Consider the following 14,669-nt stretch of genomic DNA (forward strand, 5'->3'; position numbering starts at 1 on the left):
CATATTCGCAAAAGTGACCTATAGTTCCCGAAAATCCAGACACGGATGGACGGGAGGAAATCATGGCGACGTTTCAGGCTGGCGGTTCCGGCATCAACATGCTGTCGATGCAGATTCAGACGCTCGATCCATCCGAATTCAACGACTTCAATTCAGTCACGACGACAAGCACCAGCATCGATTATTTTCTTTACGATGGCGACGGCGGCACCAACGGCTTTAATATCCACGACAGGTTCTTCGGCCAGTTCACCTATCAGCGAAACAGCAACAATAAGATCATCGACGTTTTAGGCACGGTTACCAGCCTTTCCTACAGCCTCAAAGGTTATTACAACGACGGACAGCCGGACAGCCGGAGTTGGTCCATCGATGGCGTCAGTATCGATGTCGGCGATTTCCGGTCCATGAGCAGCGGCCTGCTGCTCGAAAAGATGTTTTCAGGCAACGACACCCTTCGGGGCTCCCTGTATGCCGATACATTGCTCGGCTTTGCTGGCGATGACCTGATGTACGGCAATGGCGGCGGCGACACGCTGAATGGCGGCACGGGCGCTGACATCATGATCGGCGGCAGCGGCAACACCACTTATTATATCGACAACGCCTACGACGCGGTGGTCGAATTCTTCGGCGGCGGAACCGATACGGTCCATAGCAGTATCGACTATACGCTGGGACAGGCCGTGGATCGACTGGTGCTGACATCGGGGGTTTCCGGAACAGGAAACGAACTGAACAACATCATCACCGGCAACTACCTGAACAACGTGCTCGATGGCCGCGACGGTAATGACGACCTGCGCGGCGGCAATGGCGATGACATTCTGATCGGCAGCTACGGCGCGGACAAGCTCGATGGCGCCACGGGTCTGGACACAGCCGATTACAGTTCCTCGCGCATCGGACTGACCATCAGCCTTCTGTCGAGCAAGCTCAACACCGGGGATGCCGCCGGCGATACCTACAAGTCCATCGAGAACCTGACAGGCACCAGGTTTGCCGACCGTCTTGCCGGCAACAACAGCGCCAATGTCCTGACCGGCGGCAATGGCGACGACGTTCTGACGGGTTATGACGGCAATGACACACTGAACGGCAACAGCGGCAACGACACGCTGATGGGCGATGCGGGTGACGACATATTGAACGGTGACGCCGGCAACGATCTCCTGTTCGGCGGCAGCGGGGCGGATGCCCTGTTCGGCGGCGACGGAACCGATACAATCTCTTATGCCGCGGCTCTCACAGGCGTGATCGCCAGCCTCGCCAATGCCAGCATCAACAAACAGGATGCGGCCGGCGATACCTATAGCCAGATCGAGAACATCACCGGCTCGGGCTTCGATGACTATGTTTTCGGCAACAGCGGCAACAACCTCATCGACGGCGGCGCGGGCAATGACATCCTCAAGGGGTATGCCGGCAACGACCATCTGATCGGTAATTCCGGCGATGATGTCTTCGTCTTCAACACCGGGCTCAACGCCGCCACCAATGTCGATTCCGTCCAGGGTTTCAAACCTGCCGATGACGCCATATGGCTGGACGATGTCGTCTTCAAGAGCCTGAAGATCGGCTCTTTGTCCGGCAGCGCCTTTCACAAGGGCGCGGCCGCAGCCGATGCGTCCGATCGCATCATCTACGATCCGACGACGGGCAAGCTCAGTTACGATATCGACGGTGCCGGTGGCGCGGGCGCGACGCAGTTCGCGCTCCTGTCCAAGAACCTGGCGCTGACCTCGGCGGATTTCATCATCATCTAACGTATCCGTTTGCAGCATTCATCGCGTGCGATGGCTTTCAATCGGTCCGGCCTGCCCTATTTCCATGGACAGGCGCCGCGTGGCGTCGTCATAAATGGAGTAGACAATGGCAACATCCATGCTGATCAGCATCCTGATCACGTTTCTCGTTATCGTGCTTGTTCTGTATCTGGTTGCCAGACTGCCGATCGATGGCCGCGCCAAGCAGATCGTCCAGATCATCGTCATCATTATCGGCATCATTTCATTGCTGAAATATCTCGCGGTCTTCTGATCACGGGCGGGAGAGCGATCTCCCGCAGTCCTCTCCCCAACCCGGAAAGCGAGTGCATCCATTGGTAAACAAGAATGACGTCAAGGCCTCACCGAAGCCGACGGTCCGCCGAAGCGCGGAGGAGACGACCGCGGCGGCTCTCGACATCATCAACGCCGAACTGATCGCCCGCAACAAGAAAACCGCGATGCTCAAGGCACTGCGGCTCGCCCAGGAGCCGACCGTTGCAACCCCGGTCAAGAAGGCAGCGGCGAAGAAGAAAAAGGCATAGCCGCCGCGATTTTGCTCTTTTCGCGTCCGTGAGGCATCGCTATTTTCCTGATCAGGGGAATCAAAGAGGCGATCCATGGCACTGGCGGCGGAAAAGCAGGCAGTCGAGAAGCAGGCGGAGGCGCTCTACGGCCCCCTGCTCGAAACCAATCCCGCCCATCCGAACGGCTGGCCAGTCCGGATCATCGTCAGTTCGCAGACCGAAGCGCGGCACAATCGGGCGCTCTGGGCGCCGACGCACCTGATTTCGATCCGCGCGACCGGTTCGAAGCTGCTGTCGATGATCGACCTTCCCGCGGAGCGCCATCTCGAACTGCTGTTCGGCGACGTCATGGATCCCGACGAGCCTGATGCGGCCCGCGCCGAGGCGATCGAACGAGCCTTCGCCTTTGTCGATCAGTTGCCTGAGGACGCGCATTTGCTCATCCACTGCCTGCGCGGCATCGGACGCTCGACGGCGCTGACGCTCGGCATTCTCGCGCGCTATCTGACTCCGGACGAGGCCGCCGCCGCGCTGCACCGGCTTCGTCCAGAAGCCAAGCCGAACCGCCATGTGACAGGGCTTTGCGACACCGTGCTCGGGCTCAAGGGCAAGCTCGCCAAACAGGCCCTGCGTTTTCCCGCCAAGGTCTGGAAACCCGCCAAAAGTTGATCCCGCTTCCGTGCCGAACGATTGTGCGTCGCACAAATTTTTGACATGATCCCGGCCAACAACCGCAGACAAGCAGTAATCGCGAAATCGCCGGCTAAAACCGGAGGTACGCGATCGATAAAGACGCGACGATCCGCTTTTCAGAAGCAAGCGACCGCCGTGAATGGAATGACGGGAGGATAGTCGATGTCTCATGCTGCCTATGTGTTCGATGCCTATGGCACGTTGTTCGACGTGCACTCGGCCGTGCGCAAACATGCCGGATCGATCGGTGCGGACGGCGAGGCGTTTTCGACCCTCTGGCGCGCCAAGCAGCTCGAATATTCCTGGATCCGGGCACTGATGGGCAATTACACCGATTTCTGGACGCTGACGGAACAATCGCTGGACTACGCCTTCGCGCGCTTTCCCTCCGCCGACCGCAGCCTGAAGGCAGCATTGCTCGATGCCTACTGGCAGTTGGATTGCTATCCGGAAGTCCCGGCGGTACTGAAAAACCTCAAGGATCGCGGCGCCCGCATCGCCATCCTGTCGAACGGCACGCCGCAGATGCTGCAATCGGCGGTGAAGAAGGCCGGGCTTGACCTCATCATCGACGATATCTTTTCGGTCGAGGCCGTGCGTTCCTTCAAGACGGCGCCGACCGTCTATGACATGGTGACGACCAGCTACCGGCTTTACCCCGATGCCGTGTCCTTCCAGTCGTCCAACCGCTGGGACATTGCCGGGGCCACCAAATTCGGCTTCCGCACCGTCTGGATCAATCGCAGCGACATGCCCGACGAATATGCCGATTTCGGCCCGGCGCTGATCCTGCCTTCGCTGGAAAGCCTGTAAGACAAGGAGACGACGATGGCCTGGTCGGCGGAACAATATGTCAAATTCGAGGACGAGCGCACCCGCCCTGCCCGCGATCTGCTCCACCAGGTTTCCAGCATTCCCGACGGCCCGCTCTACGATCTCGGCTGCGGCCCGGGCAATTCCACCGAACTGATCCGCGACCGCTTTCCCGTCTACCTGCTCACCGGCATCGACAGCGACGGCAACATGCTGGATGCAGCCCGCAAACGTCTGACCGACATTGCCTTCGAACAGGGAGATTTGGCGCAATGGGAGCCGCCCGAGCCGGCAGCGCTGTTCTTTGCCAATGCCGTGTTCCAGTGGCTGCCGGATCACCTGGATGTTTTCGACAACCTGATGGACGCGCTTCTGCCGGGCGGGGTGCTGGCCGTGCAGATGCCCGACAATCTCGACGAGCCGACGCATGTCAGCATGCAGGAACTGGCCGAGGATCCGCGTTTTTCGCTGTTCTACCCCAAGGGCTGGAAGCGCCGCGATCCGCTGCCGGGACCGGATGTCTATCTCAACCGGCTGATGCCGAAATCCGGCTATGTCGATGTCTGGCACACCGTCTACTACCACCGCCTCGCCAATGCCGAGGCCATCGTCGAATGGGTCAAGGGTACGGGTCTTCGCCCCTATCTCGATGTGCTGCCCGAGAGCGTGCGGCAAGATTATCTGGCCGCCTATCTGGAGCGGATCCGGGCCGCCTATCCGCCGCTTTCGGATGGACGCGTCGTTCTCAGGTTTCCGAGGCTGTTCATCGTCGCGGTGAAGGGCTGAAGACCGGATGCGGTCTTTCTATTCCACAAATGGCTGTTCAAGCCCATGGATGGAGTGGATTTCGCGCGCCACCAGATGCTGAAGCCGCCAGAGGTTGCGGTCGCGGATGCCGAAATCCTCGAGGTGCGAGACGGTGTTGTAGAGATATTCCGCGCAGGACCCAACGTGGCCACAGGCGCGCGCCAGGATGGAGGCGACGACTTCCGGTGATTCACCGGGCAGTGCTCGCCGCTCTCCCGTCACGCCCACCCAGAAGCCCAGCGCCTTGAGCGCGCCTGTGGCGGTGCGGACCGGCAGCCAGCGCACCGAGCGCACGCCCTCGTGATAGGTCACCTCGCGGCGCAACATGCGCTCGATCTGCTGTACCCGGTCGTCGTCCGGCAGGCGGTAGATGACGCCCTCGCAGCGGCCGCCGCGTTCCAGCGCCATCATCAGGCCCGGCTGCTCGGTCGAACCGCGCCACCGCTTGATCGACAGGGAGAAGGCCCGATGCCAGCCGAACGCGGTTGCCCGCATACTGTCGATCGCCTCGAATTCCGGTTTCCAGATCAGCGAGCCGTAGGCAAAGACCCATAGTCCGCCCGGATCGCATTCGCTTTCGAGCTTCTCGGCAAGCCGCCGGTAATCGGCGTCATCCAGCTTCGAGAATGTCGGATCTGGACCGGGATCGGCTTCCTCGCGGTGGCAGAGGGCGACGAGATCGGGCGTCAGCGACATGGTTCTTTGCTTGGGCATTCACGGATCTCGATCAAGGATTTTCAGGTCGGCGGGTTTTGCCCCCGGGGATCATGGCCGCGCCGGCATCAAAGATACGACGCGGGTCAATAATGCCCCAAAGTTGGACGCTGCCTCCAGCGGAATTTCAGGTATTTCTAGGCATGTGGACCGATCCGAATGGCCTTTCAAGGCCTGATGCCCGGCGGACTGAGACCGACACTGTCATACGATGCCGGCAACGGCCGGCAGAATTGCCTTTATTCCTATGAACCAGACTGCTTCCATTCCAAAGAACCCGCGAAATGAGGAGGTACCCCTATGAAGAAATTAATCGCCGCGGCATTGTTCGCCGCCTTCCTGCCGGCCGTATCCTATGCCGCAGCCCTTCAATTCCCGAGCGAAGAGCCGGCTGCGTCGATCGACATTCCCGACAGTTGGAGCCCGACGGTCACCGATGACGGTATCGAGGCCAATGCCGGCGACGACGCCATCTACCTTTCCATCGACGTCACCGACGAGAAAGGCACGCAGGAAGTCATCGACGGCTGCATTGAATACCTGAAGACCAGCGGCGTCACCGTCGATCTCGCCACCCAGAAGGAATCGAGCGGCGAACTCAACGGCATGAAGGCCACCAGCCTGGACTGGGACGGCAAGGACAATGATGGCGATGTCAGCATCAGCCTGACCTTCGTCTCGCCGAAACCCGACAAGATCATGGTCATCACCTATTGGGGCACCAAGGGCATGCAGGAAGCGCATGGCGCGGAACTGCAGGCAATGATCGCCTCGCTGAAGCCGCTTTAACGAGACAATTTTCGGGCGGGTGGCATGAGGCCATCCGCCCGGGATCTCACATCTTCGCAGCCAGGAAATCGATGAAGGCCCGGATGCGGGCCGCCAGATGGTCATGCCCGGCAAAGACGGCATGGACCTGTTCCGGCTCGTGCGGATTGTAATCCGCCAGTACCTCCACCAGCGCCCCCTTTTCGATGAACGGCTCGACATCGAACCTGCCGATGCGGGCGATCCCGAGGCCGGTGAGGCAGAGATTGCGGGCAATCGAACCGCTGGAGGCCTGAACATTGCCGGGCGCTGGCCGGGTGTAGGTGGTACGGCTGAGCGGATCGCGAAACAGCCATTCGCGCGGATTGCGCCCGAAGCTGAAGGTGATGCAATTGTGGTGGATGAGTTCGTCCGGCGTCCGAGGCGCACCATGCAGCGCCAGATAATCCGGCGTCGCCACGGTGATGCGATAACTCTCCATTAGCTTGCGCGCCTTCAGCGTTGAATCCCGCATCGGGCCGACGCGGATGGCGATATCGGTGCGCTCCTCGATCAGATCGATGACACCGTCGGTCAGGGAAATATCGAGCCGCACCTCCGGATGGAGTGCCAGGAACTCGCCGGCGAGCGGCAGGATGTAACGCTCGCCGAAGCCGACCGTGGCGTTGATCCGCAACAGGCCGCGCGGCGTCGCCCGGCCGCCATTGGCAACCATCTGCTCGGTCTCGGCGATCTCGGCCAGTATCCGTTGCGCCCGGGCGAGATAGACCTCCCCTTCAGGCGTCAGAAGCAGTGAGCGGGTGGTGCGCACCAGCAGGCGCGTGCCGAGACGGTCCTCGATCCGCGTCACCAGCTTGCTGACAGCGGATGGCGACAGGTTCAGTCGCCGCCCGGCGGCCGAGAAACTCTTGAGCTCCGCCGCCGTGACGAAGACTTCCATCTCTCCCGCCCGATTGTCCATGACCTTATCCCTGTGAATTCATTTCACAGCCATTTATCCATTCCTCCGGATTATCGCGCAAGTGGCTTTGGCCCATATTCCACTCAACGAAACCCCGACGGTCCTCGACCGCCACCAACCACGCCCGCCTCCCAAGGGCGACAAAGGTGCTCCAATGCCACTTGCCCTCTTTGCGCTGACGATCGCGGCTTACGCGATCGGTACCACCGAATTCGTCATTGTCGGCCTGCTGCCGACGGTGGCCACCGACCTCGGCATCACCCTGCCGCTCGCCGGCCTCATCGTTTCCATCTATGCGCTCGGCGTCACCTTCGGCGCCCCGATCCTGACCGCGCTCACCGGCCGGATCGAGCGTAAACCCTTGCTGCTTGGCCTGATGGCCCTGTTCATCGCCGGCAATACGCTTGCCGCACTCAGCCCGTCCTATGAATTGCTGCTCGTCGCCCGCGTCCTGTCGGCCTTCGCCCACGGCGTCTTCTTCTCCGTCGGCGCCACCATCGCCGCCGATCTCGTGCCGGAAAATCGCCGCGCCTCAGCCATCGCGCTGATGTTCATGGGCCTGACGGTCGCCATCGTCACCGGCGTTCCGCTCGGCACTCTGATCGGCCAGACATTTGGCTGGCGTGCCACGTTCTTCGCCGTTGCCGGCCTCGGTGCCGTTGCGCTGATCTCGATTGCCGTGCTCCTGCCCGCGACGCTGTCGAAGGCTGCCCCGGCCAGCATTCTCGATCAGGTCCGGGTTCTCGGTTCGGGCCGGCTGCTGCTCGTGTTCGCCATGACGGCGCTCGGCTATGGTGGCACCTTCGTCACCTTCACCTTTCTGGCACCGATGCTGCAGGACGTCACCGGCTTTGCCGCCTCCTCGGTCAGCCTCGTGCTGGTGCTCTATGGCCTGGCGATCGCCGCCGGCAATATCATCGGCGGCCGCATCGCCGACCGCAATCCGGTGAAGGCGCTGATCTGGCTGTTTGCCGCGCAGGCCGCCGTTCTCGTGATATTCACCTTCACCTCGGTCTCGACTGTTCCGGCCCTGATCACGCTCGTTGCTCTCGGCTTCCTGTCCTTTGCCAACGTGCCCGGCCTGCAGCTTTATGTCGTGCAGCTTGCAAAGCAGCATCGCCCCGGCGCCGTCGATGTCGCCTCGGCGCTTAACATCGCCGCTTTCAATCTCGGCATCGCCGCCGGCGCCTGGATCGGCGGACTGGTCGTCGCCTCGCCGCTCGGCCTGCAGGCAACGCCGTGGGTCGGCGCGATCCTGGTCGCCGGCGCGCTGGTCCTGACGCTGATCAGCAGCGCGCTCGACCGCAAGCCGGAAGCAATCGCACAAGCGGCCGCTTGAACCGGCCGGCAAACGCCACAACTATAACCAGTCATTCCAGATCCGGCCGGCCGCCGGGTCTTCTCCCCGAAAGGACATTTCCATGCAGACTGTCAGCGCCAATGGCACCAATATTCCCGTTCTCGGCTTCGGTACCTTTCGCATACCCGGCCCGGAGGTGCTGCGCATCCTGCCGCAGGCGATCAAGATCGGCTTTCGCCACATCGATACCGCCCAGGCTTACCGCAACGAGGCGCAGGTCGGCGAAGCAATCCAGTCCTCCGGTGTTTCGCGCGACGACATTTTCCTCACCACCAAGGTCTGGGTCGACAATTACAAACATGCCGATTTCCTCGCCTCGGTGGATGAAAGCCTGAAGAAGCTGCGCACCGATCATGTCGATCTGCTGCTCCTGCACTGGCCGAGCAGCGGCGTGCCGCTGGCCGAGCAGATTGGCGCGCTGAACGAGGTCAGGAAGGCCGGCAAGGTGAAGAATATCGGCGTCAGCAATTTCAACACGGCGCTGATGGCACAATCGGTGGAACTCAGCGAAGCGCCCATCGCCACCAACCAGGTCGAATATCACCCCTATCTCGACCAGACGAAGGTGCTGGACGCCGCCCGGGCCACGGGCATGTCGATCACCGCCTATTATGCGATGGCCGACGGCAAGGTGCCGGCCGAGCCCCTGTTGAAGGATATCGGCTCGAAGCACGGCAAGACGGCGGCGCAGGTCGTGCTGCGCTGGCTGATCCAGCAGAAGGACGTGGTAACGCTCTCGAAGACGGCGACGGAAAGCCGCTTGGCCGAGAATTTCGACATTTTCGATTTCGAACTCTCCGCCGATGAGATGGCCGCGATCCACAAGCTCGCCCGGCCGAACGGCCGCATCGTTAGCCCCGGCGGACTGGCGCCCGACTGGGACAAGGCGGCCTGAGACGGGCTACAGACTGTCAGTGAAGGTAATACCTGGTGATTTGCAGGTCACTTGGAAATGATGCGGCTCATATCCTCCGTCATCTCTGTGCTTGTCAAAGAGATCCAGCCAGCTCAAATCATTGATCTGAAAGAGTCTTTTGACCCGACGGACATCGGGTCGCTGGATCTCCGCCACGAGGGCGAGGATGAGGAGAGTGGGGTGCGGATCGCGTTAAAGAACAGGCTGCGGTATCCAAGGCGACAAACAACTGTGATGCGCTCCGAAAAGAATCCATCGCAATTTGCTACGCCAACGCCAGCGCCGTCACATGCATGTCCGATCGCAGCTTGAATCCGATCGAGCCGTAGAGCGTGATCGCCGCCGTGTTGGTGCTGTAGGAATGCAAGTAGACGCGTTCTCCGCGCGCGCAGATTTTCCCCGCGACATAAAGCGACATCAAGCGGCCGAGACCCCGCCCGCGTACATCCGGATGGGTACAGACGCCGCTGAGTTCCGTGTAGCCGGGTTGCTTCAGCCGCTCGCCGGCCATGGCCACCAGCCGTCCATCCTGCTTGATGCCCCAGAACGAACCGAACTTTTGCGCGCCCAGCGTGAACGGCCCCGGCTTTGTCAGGATCGCCAGTTCCAACATCTCCTGTGCGTCGCCGTCGCCCAAGAGTTCAACGCGCGGATCGGTGATCTGCGGGAGTGGCTCCGCGGCCACCATCTGCACCAGCGAGGCGCGCGCCACGGTGGCCATGCCGTCCGGCACCAGCCCTTCGGTGGACTGCACCACCAGCAGCGTCTCGCCGGGAGAGGCAAGCGCGCGAAGAGCCTCGAGGCTTTCGGGACGATCATCGCCTGTCGCGGAGAAAAGGCTGACGGATGGCAGATAGCGGCGGGCAAGCGCGCCGCCTTGCGCCAGGGCGGAATGGCGCGTGCCCAAGGCACTCCAGATCGGGCGATCGAGGATATGGCTCATGGCTTTTTCCCCGAGGCGTCGGGACCACGCTGGGAGAGCGGTCGCTCGGCCAGCCCGTCCTCGATGGCGGCAAGCTGGGCGAGCAGCGGGCCATCCAGTCCGCCGCAGAGATCGATGACGGCGTTTTCGATGCGCGGCCAGACTTCTGTCTTGGCCTGCGCGATGAGGCGTTCCCCTTTTGTGGAGAGGCTTGCCGCCTTTCGCCTCTGGTCGCCGGGGATCGACTGGATTTGAACCAGATCGAGCGCTGCCAGTTGCGAAAGGCTGCGGGTTACGCCCGGCTGGCTGACGCCAAGCGCATCCGCAAGCTGCCCGACGGTCAGCGGACCAAGCCTGTCGAGTGCCGCAAGCAACGGATACTGTCCCGGCGCGATGCCGACGCCGACCTCGTCCATGATCTGCTGGGTATCGGCCTGCAGGCGCTCGCCGATCCGCTTCAGGCGGGATCCGAGACAGAGAAAACCCAGATTGCGAATGACATCTTCCATGACCGAGCTCCACTTACATAACAGATTATATAACGCGTTATACAAATGTCAATCCGTCTACCATGCCGGTCGCTGAAAGCGGTAGCGGTCAGGTGATGATAAAATCTGCTTCCGTCAGCACGAGGTTCTTCGTCACCAGCGCGAACTGGATACCAACCGCCGACCCCGTACCATCGGCATCATAGAACAGCTTGCCGGTATCCTTTTCAAAGATGATCCGGTCGCTGGCATCACCGGCCAAGCCTGTCAGGTTGATCGCGAAGGCGGTGGCCGACAGCGTTCCCGTGGTGGCAAGCGCGGTGAAAACGGCGTTTTCCAGATGGATCGTATCGTCGATGACACTGAAATCATTGATCGTGTCGATGTTGTCGGTCGACAGTATCGTGTCGAAGATGAATGTGTCCTCACCGAGACCGCCGACGAGTTTGTCGAGCCCAAGACCGCCGTTCAGCGTGTCGTCGCCATCCTTGCCCTGCAAAGTGTTCTTGCCGTTGTTGCCGATGACGATATTGGCAAGCTCGTTGCCGGTACCGTTGAAATCCAGCGTGCCCGTCAATGTCAGGTTTTCGACATTGGCGGCCAGCGTGTGGGCTGCCGACGCCTTGACGAGATCGGTTCCCTCGCCCGCCGCCTCCACGACAGTATCGCTGCCATCGACGATATAGATGTCGTTGCCGATCAGCCCCGTCAGCCGGTCGGTACCACCGCCGCCATTCAGCGTATCGTTGCCGGCACCACCGATGATCGACTGCTTGAGATTGTTGCCGGTCAAGGCGACGTCCTTGACGGTGTTCGAAAGGTTGGCAAAGATCATCTGCTCGACGGACTGGTCGTATTCCAGCGCGAAGCTGACCAGAGCGAACAGAACATCATTGCCGCCGCCCGAAACCTCGATCACGCGATCCTTGGCATTATCCACCAGATAAAGATCGCTGCCGGAGCCGCCGATCATGCAATCGGCCCCCGTTCCACCATCGATCGTGTCCTGCGCCGCGCCGCCATGGATCTCGTCATTGCCGGCGCCGCCCGTCAGCCGGTCGGTGCCCGCGTCGCCGACAATGTAATCGTTGCCGGCGCCACCGTTGATATCATCGGCATCAGCGCCGCCCTCGAGATGATCCGCTCCCTTGCCGCCGATGAGGTAATCCTGTCCGGCGCCGCCATAGACCGTTCCATCCAGCAATCCATTCGTGCCATCGTACCAGTCGTCGCCACTGCCAAGCAGAACATCGCCGACGATCGCGCCCTTGTTGACGATGCTGTCGACGGCCACCGCCTGCGACGAGAATGCATAGGCCGTGCCTTCGATCGTCCCTGTATTGACGAGGAACAAAGCGTCGCTGTTCTTGTTCAGGATGGCGGTTTCGCCCTCGATCGTGCCGCTATTCTTGATCTCGGTCGTTTTCAGGTTGCCGATCGGCGACGTAGCGTCGATTTCGATACCTGTGCCGGCGCTCCATATCGTGCCGCGATTGTCAATGCTGCCATCGAAACCCGTCATGGAAATGCCGGTGGCAAAGCCGCCGACATAACCGCTCTTTCCGATGAAGAGATTGCTGCCGAAGTTGCTTGCCGCGCCCCACGCGATCGCCGCCGTCTGGCCGATGACGGTCCCCTGGATATTGATGTTGATGCCATCGCCGATACCGTTGATCGCGATTCCGTCCGTCGATCCGACGGTGACGCCCAACCCGACGAATGCCGTCTCATAGGTCGCCAGCGACGCGCGGATACCCGTACCAACCGAATCCGTATTGAAGATACTGGATGCCATGACGCTGCTCCCCGTCGTTGAAGGAATGAAAGAGCGCGCAGCTTACCCTCGCGCCGCCAAAAGTCTTGGGGGCAGTGCCGACTATTTTTGGGTGATTGCGGACCGGAAAGAGGGGGATGGGCAATAGGAGCGATCGAAATGGTGCAGAATTCCGTCTGCATCGCCATCAAATCATCGGTGACCAGCACCAACTGAATCGACGTCGAACATTGTCATTTCTCCCCATTCCGATGCAGCGCTATCGCATATGGAAAAGTCCCCTCCCCAACCCCTCCCCACAAGGGGGAGGGGCTTAAACTGCCGTCCCCTCCGTCATCGAAAACAAGGGGCTGCGGCAGGGTCTCTCCCCCCTTGTGGGGGAGATGGCCGACAGGCCAGAGGGGGTCTTTCTCCATATGCGATAGCCCACCATTCCGTTGCTACGGAAGTTCGGATATGAGAGAGCCAAGGTCCGAACTTCGGATCGCCGGGAGGACAGCATGCACACGCAAAACGCCACAGCCGATTTCATGCCCGACTGGGCGGCCATCGTTGCCGTCATTCTCGGCGCATCGGCCTTTTCCGTGGCGCAGGGAATCACCTATCCGTTGATTTCGCTGACGCTGGAAAGCCGTGGCGTGACGCCGGCGATGATCGGTTTCAACGCCGTCGGTTTCGCCTTCGGTCTCGCGGCCTCGACGCTGATGCTCGGGCAGTTGACCTCGCGCATCCGCACCGACCGGCTGATCATCGTCAGCCTCATCGGCTGCTCTCTGTGCCTTGCAACCTTTGCCGCCACCGCCTCGCTGCCGGTCTGGTTCCTGGCGCGTTTTCTCCTCGGCTTCTTCGCCAGCCTGGTCTTCATGCTCGGCGAGGCCTGGATGAACGCCGCCTGCCCCGACCGGCTGCGCGGTCGCGTGTCCGGCCTCTATGGCGCCGGCGTCTGCGGCGGCTTCGCCGCCGGCCCGCTGGTCATTCCGCTTGTTGGCACCGAAGGCGGCTTCGGCTTTGCGCTGACGGCCGTCTATGTCGCGCTCGTCGCCTTTGCCACAGCCATCCTGACGCTGTCGACGAAGACCACGCCCGAGGCATCATCGACCCGCAGCGTCTTCATCTTCTTCGGCAAGGCGCCGCTTTTGATCGCCATGGTGCTGGCTTTCGGATTTTCGGATATCGCGGCGATCTCGGTCATGCCGGTTTATTTCGTCAAGACCGGCCATTCGGAAGCCTTCGCGGCGCTCAGCGTCACCGTTCTGGCGCTGCCGACGGCGCTTGCGCAACCGTTTATCGGTGTGGCGCTCGATCGCCTGCCGCGCCGGCAGGTGGCGACCGTGACCGCCGCAATCGCCGCCATCGCCTTTCTCGCGATCCCCTTCCTGACATCGCAGGTGACGATCCTGATCGACTTCGCACTCCTGGGCGCCGCGAGCTTCTCGCTCTACACTTGCGCGCTGACGATGCTGGGGGAACAATATCGGGGCGGGATGCTGGTGGCGGGCAGCGCCGCCTTCACGCTTGCCTATGCCGTCGGCAGCGGCGCCGGATCTGGCGCGACAGGCGCCGTCATGGACCTGCTCGGTCCTTCAGCAGCACCAATCGGCGTCGGCCTGGCGCTGGTCGTGTTCACGGCCGTCTTTGCGTCTGCAAAAACGGCCGTGAAAGAAAACGCTGGCTGATCAGACGAACTGGCTGAGACCCGGAACCGAGGCAACGACTTCGTCGACCGTTTCGGCACCGGCCTTTTCCTTGGCGTAACCGATGGTTTCCTTGGCGAGCGCGGTGATCTCGCCCATGCCGAGGCCCTGGCTCATCAACTGCTGACCGAGCGCCATGACGCCGCCGCCGGCACCGACAGCGCTGAGCAGGCCGCCGAGAAGACCGCCGCCGCCGGAGCCCTCTCCATTGAACTTGGCAACGAGTTCGGACGCGCCGGGTATGGCTTCGATCATCTTGGCAACCGGGCCATCCGCAGCTTCGCGCTGCAGGAAGCCGAGCATCATGCCGATGGCCTTTTCAGCCGTTGCCGGGTCGATGCCGACATTCTCCGCGACGCGGGTGACCAGTTCGTTCATGGGTGATTCTCCTCGTTTAATTGACGTGAACGTCAAGGTAAATTATCTCGGATTGAAACTCAAGCGCCGACCAGATCGGGTATCCACG

General features: G+C 61.3%; 16 protein-coding genes. 10 read left to right on the forward strand and 6 right to left on the reverse strand.

Going from position 1 to position 14,669, the window contains the following annotated elements:
- Window positions 1-62 precede the first annotated feature (62 nt).
- From ACST81_RS18030 to tam, 6 genes are all read left to right on the forward strand, one after another.
- Window positions 63-1,766 (forward strand): calcium-binding protein, encoded by a 1,704-nt coding sequence (locus tag ACST81_RS18030; protein WP_438749591.1) that lies wholly within the window; start codon window positions 63-65, stop codon window positions 1,764-1,766.
- A 106-nt stretch (window positions 1,767-1,872) separates the two neighbouring features.
- On the forward strand, window positions 1,873-2,040 hold the full coding sequence (locus tag ACST81_RS18035; protein WP_113242950.1) for a Thivi_2564 family membrane protein: 168 nt from the start codon (window positions 1,873-1,875) through the stop codon (window positions 2,038-2,040).
- A gap of 52 nt (window positions 2,041-2,092) precedes the next feature.
- Complete coding sequence (locus ACST81_RS18040) at window positions 2,093-2,311, forward strand: hypothetical protein (RefSeq protein WP_438749592.1); 219 nt, start codon at window positions 2,093-2,095, stop codon at window positions 2,309-2,311.
- A gap of 75 nt (window positions 2,312-2,386) precedes the next feature.
- A complete protein-coding gene (locus ACST81_RS18045; protein WP_438749593.1) occupies window positions 2,387-2,962 on the forward strand; it encodes a phosphatase in 576 nt (191 codons plus the stop codon).
- A gap of 186 nt (window positions 2,963-3,148) precedes the next feature.
- Window positions 3,149-3,799 carry a haloacid dehalogenase type II gene (locus tag ACST81_RS18050; protein ID WP_438749594.1) on the forward strand — a complete coding sequence of 217 codons (651 nt, stop codon included), beginning with the start codon at window positions 3,149-3,151 and terminating at the stop codon, window positions 3,797-3,799.
- Between the two features lie 15 nt (window positions 3,800-3,814).
- On the forward strand, window positions 3,815-4,585 hold the full coding sequence (gene tam, locus ACST81_RS18055; protein WP_438749595.1) for a trans-aconitate 2-methyltransferase: 771 nt from the start codon (window positions 3,815-3,817) through the stop codon (window positions 4,583-4,585).
- Window positions 4,586-4,603: 18 nt separating this feature from the next.
- Here tam and ACST81_RS18060 read toward each other — a convergent pair whose 3' ends face one another.
- Entirely contained in the window at window positions 4,604-5,320 is a 717-nt protein-coding gene (locus ACST81_RS18060; RefSeq protein ID WP_438749596.1) for a gamma-glutamylcyclotransferase, read from the reverse strand.
- Between the two features lie 300 nt (window positions 5,321-5,620).
- On the opposite strand from ACST81_RS18060, the gene ACST81_RS18065 reads away from it, so the two are divergent.
- Window positions 5,621-6,109, forward strand: a complete 489-nt coding sequence (locus ACST81_RS18065; RefSeq protein WP_438749598.1) for a histidine kinase — start codon at window positions 5,621-5,623, stop codon at window positions 6,107-6,109.
- Window positions 6,110-6,155: 46 nt separating this feature from the next.
- Here the strand turns inward: ACST81_RS18065 and ACST81_RS18070 are convergent, their stop codons facing one another.
- Window positions 6,156-7,049, reverse strand: coding sequence for a LysR family transcriptional regulator (locus ACST81_RS18070; protein ID WP_438749599.1), 894 nt, complete (start codon window positions 7,047-7,049; stop codon window positions 6,156-6,158).
- A gap of 154 nt (window positions 7,050-7,203) precedes the next feature.
- Between ACST81_RS18070 and ACST81_RS18075 the strand changes: the two genes are divergently transcribed.
- Window positions 7,204-8,388 carry an MFS transporter gene (locus ACST81_RS18075; RefSeq protein WP_438749601.1) on the forward strand — a complete coding sequence of 395 codons (1,185 nt, stop codon included), beginning with the start codon at window positions 7,204-7,206 and terminating at the stop codon, window positions 8,386-8,388.
- Window positions 8,389-8,470: 82 nt separating this feature from the next.
- The gene (locus ACST81_RS18080) at window positions 8,471-9,304 is read left to right on the forward strand and encodes an aldo/keto reductase (protein ID WP_438749602.1); all 834 of its coding nucleotides are present in this window, start codon (window positions 8,471-8,473) and stop codon (window positions 9,302-9,304) included.
- Window positions 9,305-9,590: 286 nt separating this feature from the next.
- Here the strand turns inward: ACST81_RS18080 and ACST81_RS18085 are convergent, their stop codons facing one another.
- The 3 genes from ACST81_RS18085 to ACST81_RS18095 form a co-directional block, all read right to left on the reverse strand.
- Entirely contained in the window at window positions 9,591-10,268 is a 678-nt protein-coding gene (locus ACST81_RS18085; protein WP_438749604.1) for a GNAT family N-acetyltransferase, read from the reverse strand.
- A complete protein-coding gene (locus ACST81_RS18090; RefSeq protein ID WP_438749606.1) occupies window positions 10,265-10,756 on the reverse strand; it encodes a MarR family winged helix-turn-helix transcriptional regulator in 492 nt (163 codons plus the stop codon). Before ACST81_RS18090 ends, ACST81_RS18085 begins: the two co-directional genes overlap by 4 nt.
- Before the next feature lie 88 nt (window positions 10,757-10,844).
- The gene (locus ACST81_RS18095; RefSeq protein ID WP_438749607.1) at window positions 10,845-12,530 is read right to left on the reverse strand and encodes a calcium-binding protein; all 1,686 of its coding nucleotides are present in this window, start codon (window positions 12,528-12,530) and stop codon (window positions 10,845-10,847) included.
- A gap of 479 nt (window positions 12,531-13,009) precedes the next feature.
- On the opposite strand from ACST81_RS18095, the gene ACST81_RS18100 reads away from it, so the two are divergent.
- The gene (locus ACST81_RS18100) at window positions 13,010-14,185 is read left to right on the forward strand and encodes an MFS transporter (protein ID WP_438749609.1); all 1,176 of its coding nucleotides are present in this window, start codon (window positions 13,010-13,012) and stop codon (window positions 14,183-14,185) included.
- Here the strand turns inward: ACST81_RS18100 and ACST81_RS18105 are convergent, their stop codons facing one another.
- The gene (locus tag ACST81_RS18105; RefSeq protein WP_438749610.1) at window positions 14,186-14,581 is read right to left on the reverse strand and encodes a hypothetical protein; all 396 of its coding nucleotides are present in this window, start codon (window positions 14,579-14,581) and stop codon (window positions 14,186-14,188) included. It abuts the gene before it with no gap.
- Between the last annotated feature and the right edge of the window lie 88 nt (window positions 14,582-14,669).

Origin of the sequence: Pararhizobium sp. O133, assembly GCF_051669845.1 — a bacterium.
In the GTDB taxonomy this organism is placed as follows: domain Bacteria; phylum Pseudomonadota; class Alphaproteobacteria; order Rhizobiales; family Rhizobiaceae; genus Pararhizobium.

What these genes read in the sequence shown, in the direction of transcription:
- ACST81_RS18030 (WP_438749591.1), top strand. Translation starts at nt 63, where the DNA reads ATGGCGACGTTTCAGGCTGGCGGTTCCGGCATCAACATGCTGTCGATG.
- ACST81_RS18035 (WP_113242950.1), top strand. Translation starts at nt 1,873, where the DNA reads ATGGCAACATCCATGCTGATCAGCATCCTGATCACGTTTCTCGTTATC.
- ACST81_RS18045 (WP_438749593.1), top strand. Translation starts at nt 2,387, where the DNA reads ATGGCACTGGCGGCGGAAAAGCAGGCAGTCGAGAAGCAGGCGGAGGCG.
- ACST81_RS18050 (WP_438749594.1), top strand. Translation starts at nt 3,149, where the DNA reads ATGTCTCATGCTGCCTATGTGTTCGATGCCTATGGCACGTTGTTCGAC.
- tam (WP_438749595.1), top strand. Translation starts at nt 3,815, where the DNA reads ATGGCCTGGTCGGCGGAACAATATGTCAAATTCGAGGACGAGCGCACC.
- ACST81_RS18060 (WP_438749596.1), bottom strand. Translation starts at nt 5,320, where the DNA reads ATGCCCAAGCAAAGAACCATGTCGCTGACGCCCGATCTCGTCGCCCTC.
- ACST81_RS18065 (WP_438749598.1), top strand. Translation starts at nt 5,621, where the DNA reads ATGAAGAAATTAATCGCCGCGGCATTGTTCGCCGCCTTCCTGCCGGCC.
- ACST81_RS18070 (WP_438749599.1), bottom strand. Translation starts at nt 7,049, where the DNA reads ATGGACAATCGGGCGGGAGAGATGGAAGTCTTCGTCACGGCGGCGGAG.
- ACST81_RS18075 (WP_438749601.1), top strand. Translation starts at nt 7,204, where the DNA reads ATGCCACTTGCCCTCTTTGCGCTGACGATCGCGGCTTACGCGATCGGT.
- ACST81_RS18080 (WP_438749602.1), top strand. Translation starts at nt 8,471, where the DNA reads ATGCAGACTGTCAGCGCCAATGGCACCAATATTCCCGTTCTCGGCTTC.
- ACST81_RS18085 (WP_438749604.1), bottom strand. Translation starts at nt 10,268, where the DNA reads ATGAGCCATATCCTCGATCGCCCGATCTGGAGTGCCTTGGGCACGCGC.
- ACST81_RS18090 (WP_438749606.1), bottom strand. Translation starts at nt 10,756, where the DNA reads ATGGAAGATGTCATTCGCAATCTGGGTTTTCTCTGTCTCGGATCCCGC.
- ACST81_RS18095 (WP_438749607.1), bottom strand. Translation starts at nt 12,530, where the DNA reads ATGGCATCCAGTATCTTCAATACGGATTCGGTTGGTACGGGTATCCGC.
- ACST81_RS18100 (WP_438749609.1), top strand. Translation starts at nt 13,010, where the DNA reads ATGCACACGCAAAACGCCACAGCCGATTTCATGCCCGACTGGGCGGCC.
- ACST81_RS18105 (WP_438749610.1), bottom strand. Translation starts at nt 14,581, where the DNA reads ATGAACGAACTGGTCACCCGCGTCGCGGAGAATGTCGGCATCGACCCG.